The sequence below is a fragment of the Kitasatospora sp. NPDC023120 genome (assembly GCF_055560835.1).
Genome location: NZ_JBVHHY010000005.1, coordinates 319,079 through 335,956, shown reverse-complemented (window position 1 = coordinate 335,956; position 16,878 = coordinate 319,079). Strand labels below are relative to the sequence as shown.

Annotated in this window: 15 protein-coding genes and 1 tRNA gene; 7 read left to right on the top strand and 9 right to left on the bottom strand. The window is 71.7% G+C overall.

All coding sequences use genetic code 11. The features are described 5' to 3' along the window. Nucleotides 1-41 precede the first annotated feature (41 nt). Together ACZ3TI_RS10320 and ACZ3TI_RS10315 are read right to left on the bottom strand one after the other, a co-directional pair. A complete protein-coding gene (locus ACZ3TI_RS10320; protein WP_465725427.1) occupies nucleotides 42-851 on the bottom strand; it encodes an enoyl-CoA hydratase/isomerase family protein in 810 nt (269 codons plus the stop codon). Nucleotides 852-886: 35 nt separating this feature from the next. Beyond that, nucleotides 887-1,582, bottom strand: a complete 696-nt coding sequence (locus tag ACZ3TI_RS10315) for a TetR family transcriptional regulator (protein ID WP_465725425.1) — start codon at nucleotides 1,580-1,582, stop codon at nucleotides 887-889. Between the two features lie 185 nt (nucleotides 1,583-1,767). Here ACZ3TI_RS10315 and ACZ3TI_RS10310 point away from each other — a divergent pair, with 185 nt between their 5' ends. Next, entirely contained in the window at nucleotides 1,768-3,267 is a 1,500-nt protein-coding gene (locus ACZ3TI_RS10310; RefSeq protein ID WP_465725423.1) for an MFS transporter, read from the top strand. A gap of 111 nt (nucleotides 3,268-3,378) precedes the next feature. Here the strand turns inward: ACZ3TI_RS10310 and ACZ3TI_RS10305 are convergent, their stop codons facing one another. Next, nucleotides 3,379-3,927, bottom strand: a complete 549-nt coding sequence (locus ACZ3TI_RS10305) for a GNAT family N-acetyltransferase (RefSeq protein WP_465725421.1) — start codon at nucleotides 3,925-3,927, stop codon at nucleotides 3,379-3,381. Nucleotides 3,928-4,002: 75 nt separating this feature from the next. Here ACZ3TI_RS10305 and ACZ3TI_RS10300 point away from each other — a divergent pair, with 75 nt between their 5' ends. Next, nucleotides 4,003-4,614, top strand: a complete 612-nt coding sequence (locus tag ACZ3TI_RS10300) for a TetR/AcrR family transcriptional regulator (protein ID WP_465725419.1) — start codon at nucleotides 4,003-4,005, stop codon at nucleotides 4,612-4,614. Nucleotides 4,615-4,828: 214 nt separating this feature from the next. Here the strand turns inward: ACZ3TI_RS10300 and ACZ3TI_RS10295 are convergent. Continuing rightward, a tRNA-Arg gene (locus ACZ3TI_RS10295) sits at nucleotides 4,829-4,904 on the bottom strand. A gap of 683 nt (nucleotides 4,905-5,587) precedes the next feature. On the opposite strand from ACZ3TI_RS10295, the gene ACZ3TI_RS10290 reads away from it, so the two are divergent. From ACZ3TI_RS10290 to ACZ3TI_RS10270, 5 genes are all read left to right on the top strand, one after another. Next, complete coding sequence (locus ACZ3TI_RS10290; protein ID WP_465725417.1) at nucleotides 5,588-6,190, top strand: single-stranded DNA-binding protein; 603 nt, start codon at nucleotides 5,588-5,590, stop codon at nucleotides 6,188-6,190. A gap of 361 nt (nucleotides 6,191-6,551) precedes the next feature. Next, entirely contained in the window at nucleotides 6,552-7,994 is a 1,443-nt protein-coding gene (locus tag ACZ3TI_RS10285; RefSeq protein ID WP_465725415.1) for a Cys-Gln thioester bond-forming surface protein, read from the top strand. A gap of 308 nt (nucleotides 7,995-8,302) precedes the next feature. Continuing rightward, nucleotides 8,303-9,967 carry an energy-dependent translational throttle protein EttA gene (gene ettA / locus ACZ3TI_RS10280; protein WP_465725413.1) on the top strand — a complete coding sequence of 555 codons (1,665 nt, stop codon included), beginning with the start codon at nucleotides 8,303-8,305 and terminating at the stop codon, nucleotides 9,965-9,967. A gap of 121 nt (nucleotides 9,968-10,088) precedes the next feature. Beyond that, nucleotides 10,089-10,532 carry an acyl-CoA thioesterase gene (locus tag ACZ3TI_RS10275; protein ID WP_465725411.1) on the top strand — a complete coding sequence of 148 codons (444 nt, stop codon included), beginning with the start codon at nucleotides 10,089-10,091 and terminating at the stop codon, nucleotides 10,530-10,532. 29 nt (nucleotides 10,533-10,561) lie between these two features. Next, on the top strand, nucleotides 10,562-11,254 hold the full coding sequence (locus ACZ3TI_RS10270) for a DUF8185 domain-containing protein (RefSeq protein ID WP_465725409.1): 693 nt from the start codon (nucleotides 10,562-10,564) through the stop codon (nucleotides 11,252-11,254). 117 nt (nucleotides 11,255-11,371) lie between these two features. Here ACZ3TI_RS10270 and ACZ3TI_RS10265 read toward each other — a convergent pair whose 3' ends face one another. The 5 genes from ACZ3TI_RS10265 to ACZ3TI_RS10245 form a co-directional block, all read right to left on the bottom strand. Continuing rightward, on the bottom strand, nucleotides 11,372-11,776 hold the full coding sequence (locus ACZ3TI_RS10265; protein WP_465725408.1) for a globin: 405 nt from the start codon (nucleotides 11,774-11,776) through the stop codon (nucleotides 11,372-11,374). Nucleotides 11,777-11,877: 101 nt separating this feature from the next. Beyond that, complete coding sequence (locus tag ACZ3TI_RS10260) at nucleotides 11,878-13,044, bottom strand: ABC transporter permease (RefSeq protein WP_465725407.1); 1,167 nt, start codon at nucleotides 13,042-13,044, stop codon at nucleotides 11,878-11,880. Beyond that, the gene (locus ACZ3TI_RS10255; RefSeq protein ID WP_465725405.1) at nucleotides 13,041-13,958 is read right to left on the bottom strand and encodes an ABC transporter ATP-binding protein; all 918 of its coding nucleotides are present in this window, start codon (nucleotides 13,956-13,958) and stop codon (nucleotides 13,041-13,043) included. The genes ACZ3TI_RS10260 and ACZ3TI_RS10255 overlap by 4 nt, the downstream gene beginning before the upstream one ends. A gap of 155 nt (nucleotides 13,959-14,113) precedes the next feature. Further along, entirely contained in the window at nucleotides 14,114-15,367 is a 1,254-nt protein-coding gene (locus ACZ3TI_RS10250) for an FHA domain-containing protein (protein ID WP_465725403.1), read from the bottom strand. Nucleotides 15,368-15,440: 73 nt separating this feature from the next. Then, nucleotides 15,441-16,796: a vWA domain-containing protein gene (locus ACZ3TI_RS10245; RefSeq protein WP_465725401.1), complete on the bottom strand. Its 1,356-nt coding sequence runs from the start codon at nucleotides 16,794-16,796 to the stop codon at nucleotides 15,441-15,443. Nucleotides 16,797-16,878: the final 82 nt, after the last annotated feature.

Sequence of the window (16,878 nt, the reverse complement as noted above, 5' to 3'; positions counted from 1 at the left end):
GGGCCCGGCGCGGGACGGTTTCCGTCAGGGACCGCCGGGGGTCAGAACCGGGGCGGGCGGCCCTCCAGGAAGGCGGCGAGGCCCTCGTGGACGTCCGAGGCCTCGCGGGAGCGGCGCTCCCACGGCTCCAGCGCCTGCGCCGCCTGCTCCGGCGGGACGGACAGCGCGGCCTTGACGGCGCCGATGGTCTGCGGCGAGCGCCGGGTCAGCACCTGCGCGAACTCCAGTGCGTTCCCGTCCAGTTCCGGCGCGGGCACGACCCGGTCGGCCAGGCCGATCACGGTGGTGCGCAGGCCCTGCACCAACTCGCCCGAGAACAGCAGGTACTTGGCCTGGGAGGGCCCCACCAGCCGGGCCAGCCGCAGGGTCGGCACCGCCGGGTAGACCACGCCGAGCTTGGCCGGGGTGATGCCCATCCGCGCGTCGTGCGAGACGAACCGCAGGTCGCAGGCGACCGCCAACTGGCAGCCGCCGCCGACGCAGGCGCCGTGCACCACCGCGATCGTCGGGTGCGGGAAGGCGGCCAGGGCCTCCTCGGCGGCCACGTTGACGGCGTGGTAGTCGTCGGCGCGGTCCGGGTCGCCGTACACCTCGGCGAGCTCGTCGATGTCCGCGCCCGCGCTGAAGGTGCCGCCGTCGCCGGTGACCAGCAGGGCCCGCACGCCCGGCTGTTCGGCGATCCGGAACAGCAGCTTGGGCAGGGCCTGCCACATGGCCAGGGTGATGGCGTTGCGGCGCAGCGGGCGGGAGAACGTCAGCACCGCGACGCCGTCCTCACCGATGTGGGCGAGCAGGCCGTCGACGTCGGTGGGCAGCGGGGTGCGACCCCGGGTGAGCAAGGGCTGGTCCATGCGTACCTCCGGATGATCGTGGTGCGCACACCTTCTCAGGGCGTGTCGGCGCAGTAGTCCCCGAGTCCCCGTTCGACCAGGGCGAAGGCGCGGCGGGCCGCGTCGAGGGCCGCGTCGAGGGAGTCCGTGGCGCGCTCGCCGGCCAGCATCCGGCACTGGTTCTCGCCGGTCAGGGTCAGTTGGGCGGCCAGCAGCTGGGCGGCGGCGACCCTCGCCGTGAGCTCGTCGTGCGCCCGGTCCTGCGCGAGAAGTTCGGCGGCCAGCAGGGTCTGTGCCTTGTGGTCGAAGCCGGCGGAGGCGCGCATCAGCAGGGTCGGGGTCTGGTGGATCACCCGGACCACGTTGAGGACGACCGGGTCGTCGCTCAGCCCGGTGGAGGGGTCGAAGCGCTCCAGCGCGGCCAGGAAGTGCTCGCGCAGCGCCACCACGGCCGAGGTGCCCGGGGCGCGCTCGCGCACCACCCGGGCCGGCTCGTCGATGTGCTGCTCCATCGGGCCCATGACCAGGTCTTCCTTGGTGGGGAAGTAGTTGAAGACGGTCATCTTGGACACCTCGGCGGCGGCTGCGATCTCGGCCACCGACACCTGGTCGAAGCCCCGCTCCGCGAAGAGCCCGACGGCGGTGCGCCAGAGCCGGATGCCGGTCTGGATCTTCTTGCGCTCGCGCAGCGGGAGCGCGTCGAGGTCGAAGCCGTGGTCGAGGCCGTCGCCGAAGCCGGAGTGGGTCGCCATGGGGGGACTGTACCAGGATCAAGCATTGACTGGGCTTATTGATTGACTCGGCTGATTGATTTTCTCGGATCAAATGTGTTCTGGGCTCAAGCATTGACCAAGTCCAAAAATACTGTCATGGTGGTGCCGCTTCCTCGGACCGCACGGTCCGGACCGAACTCCACCGACCCTGGGGGGACTTGGCGATGGCACCCACCGCCCTGATGACACCGGCCCAGCGCGGGCTCGGCATGCTGATCTGCATGGTCACGATCGTGCTGGCCGTGCTCGACATGAACATCGTGTCGGCGGCCAGCGTGCCGATCGTCCGCGAGCTCGACCCCGTCCACGGCGTCGACCGGCTGCCCTGGCTGGTCAGCGCCTTCGCCCTGGCCGCCACCGCGCTGCTGCCGCTCTACGGCAAGCTCTGCGACCTGTACGGCGCCAAGCGCGTGCTGCTCGGCGCGGTCGGCACCTTCCTGCTCGGCTCCGGGCTCTGCGGGGCCGCCGAGTCGATGGAGCAGCTGATCGCCTTCCGGGCCGTCCAGGGCATCGGCGGCGGCGGGCTGATGAGCGTCACCATGGTGGTGATGGCCCACCTCAAGGACCCGGAGGAGGGGGGCGGCGGCAAGGGCGGGGCCATGGGCGGCATCGTCGCCGGCCTCGGCATGGCGGTCGGCCCGCTGATCGGGGCGCTGTTCACCGACCACCTCAGCTGGCGCTGGATCTTCTACGTCAACCTGCCGCTCGGCCTGCTGGTCATGGTCGGCGCCGCCCTGGTGCTCAAGCTGCCGGCCTCGGCCGGCCGCCGCAGCCTGGACTTCCTCGGCGCGGCTCTCGCCGCCGCCTTCGCCACCACGCTGCTGCTGGTCACCGAGTTGGGCGGCAAGGACTACGCCTGGACCTCCCCGGAGATCCTCGGACTCGCCGCCGTCGCCCTGGTCTCGCTCGTCCTCTTCCTGTGGCGCCAGGCCACCGCCGACGAGCCGGTGCTGCCGCTGTCGCTGTTCCGGATCCGCGCGGTGCGCCTGGGCTTCGCGATCCAGGGCCTGGTCGGGGTGGCCATGACCGGCTCGATCATCTACGTGATGATGTACCTGCAGATCGCCCGCGGTGTCGCCCCGACCTCGGCGAGCCTCTACCTGATCCCGATGGCGGCCGGGATGACCGGGGTCGGCCTGCTGGTGGGCAAGCTGACCGGCCGCGGCCACGTGCCGCAGACCTTCCTGGTGGCCGGTGCGGGGATCTCGGCGCTCGCCCTCCTGCTGCTCGGCCTCAGCGGCCCGACCACCGCGCTGTGGATCGTGATGGCCGAACTCGCCCTGCTGGGCTGCGGGCTGGGCCAGCTGATCGGGCAGCTGATCATGCTGGTGCAGGACGCCGCGCCGGCCCACCAGCTCGGCGTCGCGACCACCGGGGTGCGCTTCTTCCAGACCCTCGGCAGCGCGCTCGGCGCGGCGATGTTCGGCACCGTTCTGGCCCGGGTCTACGAGGCGGGCGAGCCCGGGCGGACGCTCGGCGCGGTCCGGACGCTCACCGGCGCGGCCCGCGAGCACGCGGTGAGCAGCTTCACGGACGCCGTGGACGTGGTGTTCCTGTCGGCGGGCGGGGTGCTGGCGCTGGCGCTGGTGTTCGCGCTGCGGCTGCGGAGGACCGCGGGTACGGGGGCCGGGTCGGCGGGGGAGCAGCCGGTGCTCGCGGCCTGACGCGACCGACGTACCCGGTACGGCAAGGGGCCTGGTGGACTCTCCCGCAGTCCACCAGGCCCCTCGCCGTGCCGGTTCCGCCGTGCCGGATACGAACCGGGCGCCGGGGCCTCAGGCCTGGGCGGACCACTCGTGGGCCAGGATCGCCCAGATCTCCTTGTCCAGGCGCACCCCGTTGTGCAGGAACCACTCGCGCAGCACGCCGTCGAGCTTCATGCCGACCCGCTCGGCGACGGCCCGGCTGCGGGCGTTCGCGGAGGAGCACCACCACTCGGCCCGGTGCAGGCCGCGGGTGACGAAGGCGTAGTCGAGCAGCTGCCGCACGGCGGCGGTGATCAGCCCGCCGCCCTCGCCGGCCGGCTCGGTCCAGGCGCCGATCTCGCAGACGCCGGACTTGGTGTCGAAGCTCACGAACATCACGCCGCCGACCAGCGTGCCGTCCCGCCAGATGCCGAAGATCCGCTTCTGGTCGGCGGCCTGGCCGTCGGCGTAGCGCTGCAGGGTGGCGCGGGCGGAGTCCAGGTCGGTGGAGAAGGTGGCCCACGGGATCCACGGGTCGGTGTGGGCGCGGGCCCGGTCGATGTGCGCCAGGAACTCGGGCGCCTGCCAGGGCTCCAGCGGGCGCAGTTCGGCGTTGTCGGTGAGCTGTACGGCAAACACGGGCGGGCCTTTCGAGGATGGTGCGCGAGCTGTCGGAATCATTCATAACAAACGTTTGGTATGTACGATAGCCCCATGACACCGGCCCGTGGAGACCATGACGCCCGCCGCTCGGACGTGTCCGAGGGGGTGTGGCGGGTGCTCTCCACCCGGGGCTTCGAAGGGCTGACCCTGCGCGCGGTGGCCGCCGAACTGGGCGCCTCCACCGGGATGTTGACGCACTACTTCCCGAACAAGCGGGCACTGCTCAGCCACGCCCTGGAAGAGCTGGACCGGCGCTCGGGCGACCGGCCCCGGCGCACCGCGCCCCTCGACGGCAGCCCGCCGCCGCCCGCCGGACTGCCCCGGCTGCGGGCGGCCCTGCTCGACGTCCTGCCGCTGGACGGGGACGCGGCGGCCGGCAACCGGATCTGGGTCGGCTCCTGGGACCACGCCCTGGCCGATCCGGAGCTGGCGGCCGCCCACGCGGGCCGCTACGCCCGTTCGCGGGTGGCGCTCACGGAGCTCGTCGCGGACGCCCAGCGACTCGGGCAGCTCCCGGCGCAGGCCGACCCGGCCGAGATCGCCGCCTCGGCACAGGCCTTCGTGCTCGGGCTGGTGGTGCAGTCGCTGTTCGCCCCGGAGGAGTTCCCGGCGGAGCGGCAGACCGCCCTGCTGGACGCGTACCTGGCGGGGCTGGCGGGCTGACCGGGCTCCGGAAAGCCCGGAGTCCCGCCATGAGCCCGCCACAAGCCCGTCGGAATGCTCCCGGGAACCGGAGCCAATGGTCGCGGACGCTTTTCGCAGCGGGCATGACACGCATTGTCACGGGTGATGCGCGGAAAGTGTCCGACATTACCGGGTGGACCGGTCCGGCTACGCATAGTCGCGATTGGCGCAGTGGCCTGCGGGAATTGCAGGGTGGCGCCCCCAGCAGGATTCGAACCTGCGACCTACCGCTTAGAAGGCGGGTGCTCTATCCGCTGAGCTATGGGGGCGGGACGGGCGGTGCCCGGGTGGGCGCGACCGTGGCCGGGATCGGGCGACGAGCGCCGGGGCGCGCGTTGTCCGGCCCCGTACCTGAGGGTGGGGGTGGGGTTGGTGGGCCCTCGCCCTGTCGGGGACAGGATAAGGGTGTCCAGTTCCTCGGCCGGGTGTGACGACACCGTCGTTGGTGTGTCGGTTCGGTGGAGCGGTCCGATAATCGCAGGTGAAGGCCGTGAGTGCAGCGGTCTGGCGGTGTTCCGCGCCGGACGTTGTGCAGTCGTTACGGGGCTGCCTCCTCACCCGTTATGGATTCGATACGGAGAATGCGCCGCCGACGGCGAGGGTGGGGGGCCGTAATCGCGCCGGCACCGGTCGGATGACGTGCGCGGACGGTCTCCGGGGGGTGTTCCGGCGTGCACCGGACGGGGCGGCGATCAGGCGGTTTGTTGTCATGGCCGCGAAGAGACGGGGGCGAAGCTCCCGCCGGAAGGCTGAAATTCACCCCTGTGAGTGACAACTCCTTTCCGCAGCGCCGAGTTATCCACAGGATTTCGGAAGTCACTGGCCCGGATTTCTCCCAAAGTGCACGCTCGAGTCGCACCGGCAAGTCATGCCGACGAGTTGCGGTGGTGAGTTGCACCGCAAGTCGCCGGTCGATTCCGTGCGGTGCATCGCCGAGAACGGAGAGTGTGCTGTGAACGAGACGCATGTGACGGTGGTCGGCAATGTCGCGACGGAGGTGAGCTACGGGGAAACCGCCGGCGGGGTGCCGATGGCCAACTTCCGGCTCGGCTGCACCGAGCGGCGGTACGACCGGCAGCGCGAGTGCTGGGTGGACGGCGAGACGCAGTGGGTGACGGTCACGGCGTGGCGGGCGCTGGCGGTGAACCTGATCGGCTCGCTGGCGAAGGGCGATCCGGTGCTGGTGAGCGGTCGGCTGCGGGTCCGGGAGTGGGCGGACGGGGAGGTGAAGCGCAGCCGGGCGGAGATCGACGCCCGATCGGTCGGACACGATCTCACCCGCGGTACCTCGGCGTTCCGTTGGGCTACCGGGGTGCGCGGGCAGCCGTCGGGCGGTGCGCGGCCGGTCGGGCCGGACACCTCGGCGGAGGCCGAAGGCGAGGGGGTGCCGGAGTGGATCGTGAGCGCACTGGAGGCGCGCAGGGCCGCCGCGGTGGGCGCGGCGCCCGGCCCGCGGGCGTTGCCTCCGGGGGCGCGGTCGGTGACGGGCGGCCAGGGCGAGGTGGCCGGGAGCGGGCGGGAAGGTGACGGGGAGGTGACCGGGCGGGTGTGCTGAGTGGACCGGTCGGTGACCTTATCTGTCGACAAATATGTTGATCGAGAAGGCCATTGCGCCCGCACGCGCAATCCTGACCGGATAACAGAATGTGGCGAAGAGTTTCTGCCGGATCGTCAGCTTGTGTGGATCCTGAGGGGGTTGATAACGATACAGATACGGAATCGTCCTGATTTCGCATGGGGGTTTCGGGGCCCCTGGGGGTCAATAGGATTCCTCTGGTTCATACCCGCAGCAGTGCCACAGGGGGCACAGGCGCGGCACAGCAAGTCGGCGGGCTGCCCAGTCGGTGCGGCCTGGCCCGGAGGGATCCCAGATGTTCCAGAGGCAGGGGCGGAGTCTGTCCCGGATAACCACTGTCATGCTCACGACCAGCTTGGCGCTGGGCGGAGGACTGTTCGCGGCCGGTGCGGCGGTCGCCGCGGACACCCCGGGTGCGGGTGTGACCGCTGTGGTCCAGCCCACCATGCTCGGCGAGAAGATCAACGTCGAGGGCGAGGGCACCGTCGACGGCGGCCTGTTCACCCTCAAGACCGCCGACGGTGAGCTGCAGACGTACTGCATCGACTTCGGCTTCCCGGTCGACATCCGGAAGAAGATCCAGTACCAGGAGTCCGACTGGGCCTCCAGCTCCCTCGGCGACAAGAACAAGGTCGAGGCCGCCGCCAAGATCCGCTGGATCCTGGAGAACTCCTACCCGCAGGTCAAGGACCTCACGGCGCTCGCCAAGGCCGCCGGCGCGGGCAGCCTGAGCCCCGAGGCCGCCGCCGCGGGCACCCAGGCCGCGATCTGGAAGTACTCGGACAACAAGAACGCCGTCCCGCAGGACGAGAACGCCAAGAAGCTGCGCGACTACCTGACCGGCGCGGCCAACAAGGGCATCGCCGCCGAGCCGAAGCCCTCGCTGACCCTCAACCCGGACTCGCTCTCCGGCAAGTCCGGCGCGAAGATCGGCCCGTTCACCCTCAACTCCAGCGCCTCCGAGGTGAAGCTGGCCGTCAGCGGCGACGCCGCCGACAAGGTCAAGCTGCTGGACAAGGACAACAAGCCGGTCGGCGGCTCGCTGGCCGGTCCGATCGCCAAGGACACCCAGCTGTTCCTGGACGTGCCGGCCGGCACCCCGGACGGCTCGGTCACGCTGAACGCCAGCGCCTCCACCGTGGTCCCCAGCGGCCGTGTCTTCCTCAGCAAGGGCTACACCCGCGAGGAGCACAGCCAGACCATGATCCTGGCCGGCTCCAGCAAGCTCAGCGTCGCCGACGCGGCCAAGGCCACCTGGAAGCAGGGCAAGGGCGCGCTGATCGACAGCAACGCCAAGGTCGAGTGCGCCAACAACGGCGTGCGCGTCTCCGTCACCAACGGTGGTGACGAGGCCGGCACCGTCACGGTCGGCAAGCAGTCGCTGACCGTCCAGCCGGGCAAGACCGAGAGCGTGCTCGTCCCGGTCGCCGAGAAGACCGCGTACGACATCACCGTCTCCGGCCCGAACGGCTACAGCCGCGAGTTCAAGGGCGTCCTGGACTGCAAGACCGGCACCGGCACCACGCCGACCCCGGGCCCGTCCACCCCGGCCCCGACCGGCACTCCGGCCGGCACCCCGTCGGGCACCCCGAGCACCGGCGCCGGCCACCCGGCCCCGTCGACCACCAGCGCCGCCCCGGGCACCGGTGGCGGCCTGGCCCAGACCGGTGCCAGTGACTCGACCCCGATCCTCGCCGCCGTCGCCGGTGGCCTGGTCGTGGCCGGTGGCGCCGCCGTCTTCGTCCTGCGCCGCCGCGGCCGCCACGGCCGCACCACCGCCTGACCCGCTCCACGGCGCGGAGGCACTGACCTCCTGAGGCCCTGAAGCAAGAGCCCGGCCCCCCGCACCCGCTGCGGGGGGCCGGGCTTCTTCGTGTTGCGTGGGGGTGTGGGGGAGTAGAGCAGCCGGGTGGGGGTGTGGACGGGTGAGGGCTGGGGGGAGTGGGCCGGGGCCGGGCTCCTTCGCGGGGCGGGGGAGGCCGGGCGGGGTGCCGTCGAGGGGGAGCCCGGCCGTTCGGGGCTCGCGGCCGGGTGCGGCACAATGGAAGGCTGCAAGCCGAATTACTCCCGACGACGCCGGAGCGATCTCACGTGGCGGAATACATCTACACGATGCGCAAGGTGCGCAAGGCTCACGGAGACAAGGTCATCCTTGACGACGTGACGCTCAGCTTCCTCCCCGGAGCGAAGATCGGCGTCGTGGGCCCCAACGGTGCCGGTAAGTCCACCGTGCTGAAGATGATGGCCGGCCTGGAGCAGCCCTCCAACGGCGACGCCTTCCTCTCGCCCGGCTTCACCGTCGGCATGCTGCTCCAGGAGCCGCCGCTGGACGAGTCCAAGACCGTTCTGGAGAACGTCGAGGACGGCGTCAAGGAGATCAAGGGGAAGCTCAACCGCTTCAACGAGATCGCCGAGCTGATGGCGACCGACTACTCGGACGCCCTGCTGGACGAGATGGGCAAGCTCCAGGAGGACCTGGACCACGCCGAGGCCTGGGACCTGGACGCCCAGCTGGAGCAGGCCATGGACGCCCTGGGCTGCCCGCCCGGCGACTGGCCGGTCACCAAGCTCTCCGGTGGTGAGAAGCGCCGCGTCGCGCTCTGCAAGCTGCTGCTGGAGGCGCCCGACCTGCTGCTGCTCGACGAGCCCACCAACCACCTGGACGCCGAGTCGGTGAACTGGCTGGAGCAGCACCTGGAGAAGTACAAGGGCACCGTCGTGGCCGTCACCCACGACCGGTACTTCCTGGACAACGTCGCCGAGTGGATCCTGGAGCTCGACCGCGGCCGCGCCTACCCGTACGAGGGCAACTACTCCACCTACCTGGAGACCAAGCAGTCGCGTCTCAAGGTCGAGGGGCAGAAGGACGCCAAGCGCGCCAAGCGCCTCAAGGAAGAGCTGGAGTGGGTCCGCTCCAACGCCAAGGGCCGCCAGGCGAAGTCCAAGGCCCGTCTGGCCCGCTACGAGGAGATGGCGGCCGAGGCGGACAAGATGCGGAAGCTGGACTTCGAGGAGATCCAGATCCCGCCGGGCCCGCGTCTGGGCAGCGTCGTCATCGAGGTCGACAAGCTCAACAAGGCCTTCGGCGAGAAGGTCCTGATCGACGACCTGAGCTTCACCCTGCCGCGCAACGGCATCGTCGGCGTGATCGGCCCGAACGGTGCCGGCAAGACCACCCTGTTCAAGATGCTCCAGGACCTGGAGACCCCGGACAGCGGCACGGTCAAGGTCGGCGAGACCGTCAAGATCAGCTACGTCGACCAGAGCCGCGCCAACATCGACCCGAAGAAGACCCTCTGGGAGGTCGTCTCCGACGGTCTGGACTGGATCAACGTCGGCCAGGTCGAGATGCCGTCCCGCGCCTACGTGTCGGCCTTCGGCTTCAAGGGCCCGGACCAGCAGAAGCCGGCCGGCGTGCTCTCCGGTGGTGAGCGCAACCGCCTGAACCTGGCGCTCACCCTCAAGCAGGGCGGCAACCTGCTGCTCCTCGACGAGCCCACCAACGACCTCGACGTCGAGACGCTCTCCTCGCTGGAGAACGCCCTGCTGGAGTTCCCCGGCTGCGCCGTGGTCATCTCCCACGACCGTTGGTTCCTGGACCGAGTGGCCACCCACATCCTCGCCTACGAGGGCGAGAGCAAGTGGTTCTGGTTCGAGGGCAACTTCGAGTCCTACGAGAAGAACAAGATCGAGCGGCTCGGCGCCGACGCCGCCCGTCCGCACCGGGCCACGTACAAGAAGCTGACCCGAGGCTGACACCCAGCTGTCACGACGGCCCGGCAGACTGCCCTCCGGGGCGGCCTGCCGGGCCGCTGCCCGCCGCCGACCTCCGTCACCGGGGGCCGGCGTCGGGCGACCGGAACCGAGGAGAACACCCGTGGCCCGCCACATCTACGCCTGCCCGCTGCGCTGGTCCGACATGGACGCCTTCGGGCACGTCAACAACGTGGTCTTCCTGCGCTACCTGGAGGAGGCCCGGATCGACTTCATGTTCACCCAGGCCGCCGAGGCCGGTGCCGGGGAGTTCGCGGGCGGTTCGGTGGTGGCGCGCCACGAGATCGACTACAAGCGCCCCCTGGTGCACCGGCCGCAGCCGGTCACCATCGAGACCTGGGTGACGAAGATCGGCGGCGCCTCGCTGACCGTCTCCTACGAGGTCAAGGACGTCGCCGAGGACGGCACCGAGACCGTGTACGTCCGGGCGTCCACCGTGGTCGTCCCCTACGACCTGGCCGAGGGCCGGCCGCGCCGGATCTCGCCCGTGGAGCGGGAGTTCCTGAGCCGCTTCATGGACGAAGAGCCCGTGCCCGCCGCCGTCTGACCGCACCTGATGATTCGAGCTGAGCTGCGTTGACCGTCACCGCCCGTCTCGCCCTGACCGACGCCGGGGAGGCCGCCGACCTCTCCGCCTTCCTGCTGCGCCTGCTGCGCTTCGACAAGGCGGCGGCCGTCCGCCTGCAGGCGGTGGGTCCGGGGGCCGAGGACGGCGTGCTGGCGGTCTTCGGACGGCTGCCGCTGGGGGGTTCGGGCGCGCTGGCGATCCGCACCGCGCGGCTGGGCGGCCTGGACGAGCCGGTCGACCTGACCGTCTCGGCGGGCCAACTGCTGGACGGCGTGGACACCGAGGCGGGCACCGTCGGCCTGCCCGCACCCGTGACCGGACCGGCCTGGGCCGGGCTGCTGCCGCCGCGCACCGGCTGGCGGCCGGCCGGGGGTCCGCCGGTGGCCGAGGTGTACCCCGAACTGACGGCCGGGGTGCGGGAGTTCCGCGAGCGCAGCGAGGCCGTCCCGGCGCACCACCGGACCCGTGCGGTGCTGGACGCGCTGGCGGACGAGATCTGGTCCCGCCCGGTGTCCGTGCTGCCGGAGCTGCCGCTGCGGGCGGTGCACGCCGCGTACGTGATGGGCTTCCTGAAGCCCGGTGTCCCGCTGTCGGTGCACCGGGCGGGCGGCTGGCTGCGGCTGAGCGCCCCGGCGGGCTCGGTGGCGGTGCGCACCGCGGCCGCGCCGGGCGCGGGGCTCGGGCTCAGCCCGCTCCGGTAGTCCGGGCGCGGTGATCAAGCCGCGGTCGGGACAGCCGCGGTGATCGAGCCGCGGTGCAACGAGTCGCGGTGATCGAGTCGCGGTGATCGAGCCGGCGGCAGGTCGGCCGCGGCCGGTTCAGCCCTCGGTGTTGATCATCGAGGCGGCGGCGTAGGCCAGGTACTCCAGCAACTGCCGCTCGTGGTCGGCCTCCAGCTCCAGGCTCGCGACGGCCGCCCGCATGTGCTTGAGCCAGGCGTCATGGGCCGCGCGGTCGACCTTGAACGGCGCGTGCCGCATCCGCAGCCGCGGGTGCCCGCGCCGGTCGCTGTAGGTGCGCGGGCCGCCCCAGTACTGCATCAGGAACAGCGCCATGCGCTCCTCGGCCGGGCCGAGGTCGTCCTCGGGGTACATCGGCCGCAGCAGCTCGTCCTCGGCGATGCCCTCGTAGAACCGGTGGGCCAGCCGTCGGAAGGTCGGCTCACCGCCGACCTGGTCGTAGAAGGTCTCCTCGCTCAACGTGCCTCGCCGGATCTCTCTCACCGGACCATGGTCGCAGACGCCGACGGGGTCGTACACCGGGACCATGGACGCGGGTCCGGAGGCGTACGACCCCGTCGGGGTCAACCGTCAGTGGGGAACGGTCAGGCGTCTTCCCACTTGAACAGCTTCCAGGAGATCCCGGTCAGCACCGCCGCGAAGAGCAGCAGGCCGCCCATGGTCGGCAGGGCGTCCATGAGGCCGCCGCCGCGGGTCAGCACCGACTGGGCGGCGGAGACGAGGTAGTGCAGCGGCATGACCTCGGAGATGGCCTTCAGCCAGCCCGGGGCGTCGTCCAGCGGGAAGAACGAGCCGGACAGGAAGGACATCGGCAGCACGATGACCTGCGAGATGCCGTTGGCCGCCTCCTCGGTCTTGGCGACCGAGCCGGCCAGCAGGCCGATCGACATGAAGGCGAGCGTCGCGCAGACCACCAGCGGGATGATCAGCCACCAGTTCCCGGTGAGCTTGAGCCCGAAGAAGCTCGTGGCGACGACCAGGAAGACGGCGCTCTGCATGAGCGCGGTCAGCAGCGAGACCACGACCCGGGAGCTGACGACCGTGCCCGCGCTGATCGGGGCCAGCCGCAGTCGGCGCAGCACCTTGGTCTTGCGCCAGGTGACCAGCGTCAGCGAGGCGCCGAACACCGCGCCGGTGGCGATGGCCCAGCCGAGCAGGCCGGGGGTGAGGAACTGGATCGGCTTGAGCGACTTGTCCTCGACCTGCTGGGAGTCCAGCACGTACGCCGGGGGCTGGCCGGTGGCGGCCTGGTTGGCGCTCTGGACCACCGAGTTGAGGATGCCCTGGAGCGCGCCGGCGCGGACGGTGTCGGCGGCGGTGTAGCGAAGCTCGACCTTGCCGTCCGGGCCCTGCTTGATCATCGCGTCGAAGTCGCCCTTGCGGACCTTCTCCAGCGTGGCCGACTCGTCGTCGGTCCTGGTGATCGTGAGGACCTCGTTCAGCCCGGTCCGGGCGTCGCCCTGCATCGAGTCGAACAGCTTGACCGCGCCGACCTGCGCCACCTTGGCGTGCGGGCTGCCGGTGCCCTTGCTCACGGTGCCGAAGAAGACCAGGAACACCAGCGGGAAGAGCAGGATGAAGAAGGTCGCGGTGCGGTCGCGCTTCATCCCGAGCAGCATCGCCCGGGACAGGCTCCAGAACGCGCTGACCCGCTCCCGCTCGCCGGCGCCGGCCGGACCGCCCCGCTGGGCGGGGACCTTCGGCTCGGCGGACGCAGAGGCGGAGGAGGAGGTGGAAGTGGAGGGGGTCATGCGCGGAACTCCCGTCCGGTCAGCTGGAGGAAGACGTCCTCCAGGGTGGCGCCGCGCACCTCGAGGCCGCGCAGCGCGTTCTGCTCGGCCAGGACGCTGAGCACCGGGGCCGGAAGGCGGGTGGAGACGGAGAGCGAGACGCTGTCGTCCTCCAAGTTGGCGATGTCGGCGCCGGCCGCGGTCAGCAGCTCGCGGGCCCGGTCGAGCGGCAGCTGGCCGGAGGCCACGCTGATCCGGGCGGTGTCGTCGATCTCGCGGATCAGCGCCGCCGGGGCACCGGTGTGCAGGATCTTGCCGTGGTCCATGATCGAGACCCGGTCGCAGAGCACCTCGGCCTCGTCCAGGTAGTGCGTGGTGAGTACGACCGTGCGGCCCTCGGCGTTGATGTCGCGCAGGAGGTCCCAGAGGTTGCGCCGGGCCTGCGGGTCGAGGCCGGTGGTGGGCTCGTCCAGGAAGACGAGCTCCGGGTCGTGGGCCAGTGCGCAGGCGATCGACAGGCGCTGGGCCTGGCCGCCGGACATCTGGTCGGTCAGGGTCTCGGACTTGTCGGCCAGACCGACCCGCTCCAGCATCGCATCGGCCCGCTTGGGACCGACCCCGTAGAACGACGCGAAGGTGCGGATGGTCTCCCGGGCCGTCAGTTTCCGGAAGAAAGCGGAGGCCTGGAACTGCACGCCGATTCGCGGCAGCAGTTTCGGATTGCGCGGCCAGGGAGCCATCCCCAGCAGCTCGACCCGGCCCTCGTCCGGCTTCCGGACGCCTTCCAGGATCTCCATGGTGGTGGTCTTCCCGGCGCCGTTGGGGCCCAGGATCCCGTAGAACTCGCCGGCCTCGACGGTGAGGGACACCCCGTCGACGGCCTGAACGTCCCCGTACCGCTGACGGATGCCGTCGGCGGATATAGCTGCAGTCATGTGCCCTGAGAATAGGGGTTTCGAGGCGTCTTGTGCACACCGGTGACCGGGATTTGGGGATTTCCTGAGGAATCGGGAAGAAAGACGGGCCGGGCGAAATGTTGAATTCCGCCCGGCCCGCCCGGAGTTGTCGCTGGCGTGCGATCAGGAGCCGGTCAGGAGCGGTGCACCGTGATGGTCGTCCAGGCACCGACGTGGATCCGGTCGCCGTCGTTCAGCGGCACCGCGGTGTGCGGGGCGATCGGCTCCGCGCCGCCGTTCATGGTGGTGCCGTTGGTCGAGTCCTGGTCGACCAGCACCCAGCTGCCGTCCGCCTGTTCGGCGAGCAGCGCGTGCTGGTGCGAGGCGCCCGGGTCCTCCGGCGGGACGGACAGGTCGATCTCCGGGACGGTGCCGCGGTGCTGGCTGCGCCGCCCGATCCGCAGCTGGCCGCGGCCGGTCAGCGGGATCCGGCGCTCGGGGCAGTACGGCGGGAAGAACAGGCCGGCCGCCTCGGGCCCGCTGCGGGCCATCATGTCGGTGAAGTAGTCGCGGTCGGCCGTGACCACGGCGATCCAGGTGGTCCGCACCGGCTCGACCGGGGCGGCCTCCTGCTGGGGCTGCTGCGGCTGCGGCGGGGCGAGGTGGAAGGAGGTGCCGAAGTCACCGCCGCGGTTGTTCGGGCCGGGGCCGGCCGGCTGGGCGTACACCGGTCCGGAGTCCTCGCGCACCGGGGCCTCGGGGAACGCGCCTTCCGGTGGCGGGTAGCCGTAGGTGTGCGGCTGAGCCGGGGCCTGCGGCTGCTGCGGGAGGGGCGGGGCGACGGCCTGCCTGCCGGCCGGGGGCTGCTCGTCGGCCGGGAAGCCGTACGGGGCCTGCGGCTGCTGCGGGGCACCGCCGTACGCCGCCGGGATGTTCAGCGGCGGCTGGGCCGGACCGGGTGCGGGCGCGGGTGCGCCGGCGGACGGGACCTGGCGGCGCGAGGGCGTGGAGAGCTCGTAGTCGTAGCCGCACTCCTCGCAGAACCGCCCGGTCTGCGGGCTGCGGCAGATCGGGCAGACGGTCAGGCCCTCGGTGAGGCCCTGCTGCGCGCCGGGGGGCGGGAATGCCCCGGGCGGCGGGAAGGCCCCCGGAGGCGGTACCGGGCCGGGCGGCGGGTAGGCCGCGGCGCCCGGCGGGGGCACCATGCCCGGAGGCGGCAGCGGCGGCCCCGACGGCATCGACGGAGGAGGCGGCGGGGTGCCGAAGGGCGCACCACCGTGCTCCGGGTACCCGGCGGGTGCGCCGGGCACGGGGTCGGTGCCGGGCGCGTATCCGGCGGGTGCGCCCCCGTGGGCGCCGGGGGTCGGGGCCGGCGGGGTCATCGGGAAGCCGCAGAAGTCGCACCAGTCCTCGGCCTGCGACTCGTGGCCCCTCGGGCAGATCGGCATCAGGTCCCCCTCGTTTCGGGCCGGCACGGTGCGGCGTCGGGCCGGGGCGCCGGCCCGGTCACGTCTTCAGCGGTCACTTCTTCACACGTACCGTCTTGGTCGACCGGGTCTCAAGGGTCATCGAGTCGGCCTCGCTCACGTTCTTACGGAACCGAACCGTACCCTCCTTGGGGTCCACTACGTCCACCACCTTCTGCAGCAGCTTGTAGGTGCCGTCGTTCCCGGTCGCGTGTGCGATCCGGACGGCGGCGCCCAGCTTGGCGGTGGCGGTGTCGACGTCCCCGGCGCGGTGGGCCTCCAGGCCCGCCTGGATGGAGGAGGCGAGCTCGGCCTGCCCGGTGTAGTGGGCGACCTGCGGGCTGATCCGGGTGGAGGAGGCCAGGTCGTCGGTCCAGACCGCCTTGACCAGGCCCTGGCTGAGCACCTCGGGCGCGCCGCCGCCGACCTGCGGGGGCAGCACCAGGCTGATCCGGGCGGCGAGCATCTCGCTGCCGATCGAGGCGGCCGGGACCTCGACGCAGACGTGGTAGTCGCGGCTCTCGTCGCCCCAGGAGCCGGTGGGGTAGTCGCCGGCCCGGGGCCCGGCCTCGGTGCGGCGGGTGGTCAGGTCCTCGACCGCGGGGGCGACCTGCTTGACGAACTTCACGGTGGCGTTGGCCGGGGTCCAGATCCGCAGCGCGACGTCGGCGACCTGCTTGCCCATCGCGCCGGCCATCATCGAGCGGAAGTCCTCGGCCAGACCGGAGGGCTCGGCGACGATGTCGACGGTGCCGAGCAGGGCGGAGGAGATCGTGCGCAGCTCGTCGATCCGCCAGTCGGTGCCGACGCCCCGGCAGTCGGCGGTGAAGTGTCCGGTGACCCGCTCGATGTTGCGGGCCAGGTCCTCCGCCGACTCGTGCTCGTTGTTGCCGTCGGTGAGCAGGATGGCGTGCCGGATGGCGATGTCGCGGCGGGTGAGGAAGAGCTTGTCGGCCTTGGCCAGCCAGGTGCCCATCGCGGTGCCGCCGGCCGCGGTGAGGCGGCGCAGCGACTCCTTGGCCTGCTCGCGGGTGGCGGCGGAGGCGGTGGCGAGGGTGCCGTCGCCGGGGTAGATGTCGCGGGCCTCGTGGGTGCCGGCGACCACGGCGAAGGCGGTGCCGTCGCGCACCGCGTCGATGGCGGCGGCGGTGGCCTCCCGGGCCCCGTTGATCTTGCTCTTGGGGTAGTCCATCGATCCCGAGCAGTCCACCAGGATCACCACGGCGGAGGCCGCCTCGGCCCCGGCCGGCGCGGCGTCGGCGAGCCCGAGCGGGCGGCCGCCGGAGGTGCCGCCGCCGGTCGCGGTGACGGTGACGATGGCGTTGACCTCGCGGGCGCCGTCGGCCAGGTACTCGTTCTGGAAGATCTCCACGTCGAACCTGGGCAGGTTCGGCTTCGCCAGTGTTGCCATGGGGCGGTCGGCTCCCGTCGGGTGAGGGGTGGATGCGATCAGGACGGTGGGGCGGTCCGCCGGCCGGGCCGGCGGACCGTGG

Bases quoted from the DNA above. Each gene is read 5' to 3' on its own strand.
- ACZ3TI_RS10315 (WP_465725425.1), bottom strand. From the start codon at position 1,582: ATGGCGACCCACTCCGGCTTCGGCGACGGCCTCGACCACGGCTTCGAC.
- ACZ3TI_RS10250 (WP_465725403.1), bottom strand. From the start codon at position 15,367: ATGCCGATCTGCCCGAGGGGCCACGAGTCGCAGGCCGAGGACTGGTGC.
- ACZ3TI_RS10320 (WP_465725427.1), bottom strand. From the start codon at position 851: ATGGACCAGCCCTTGCTCACCCGGGGTCGCACCCCGCTGCCCACCGAC.
- ACZ3TI_RS10260 (WP_465725407.1), bottom strand. From the start codon at position 13,044: ATGACCCCCTCCACTTCCACCTCCTCCTCCGCCTCTGCGTCCGCCGAG.
- ACZ3TI_RS10255 (WP_465725405.1), bottom strand. From the start codon at position 13,958: ATGACTGCAGCTATATCCGCCGACGGCATCCGTCAGCGGTACGGGGAC.
- ACZ3TI_RS10300 (WP_465725419.1), top strand. From the start codon at position 4,003: ATGACACCGGCCCGTGGAGACCATGACGCCCGCCGCTCGGACGTGTCC.
- ACZ3TI_RS10310 (WP_465725423.1), top strand. From the start codon at position 1,768: ATGGCACCCACCGCCCTGATGACACCGGCCCAGCGCGGGCTCGGCATG.
- ACZ3TI_RS10245 (WP_465725401.1), bottom strand. From the start codon at position 16,796: ATGGCAACACTGGCGAAGCCGAACCTGCCCAGGTTCGACGTGGAGATC.
- ACZ3TI_RS10285 (WP_465725415.1), top strand. From the start codon at position 6,552: ATGCTCACGACCAGCTTGGCGCTGGGCGGAGGACTGTTCGCGGCCGGT.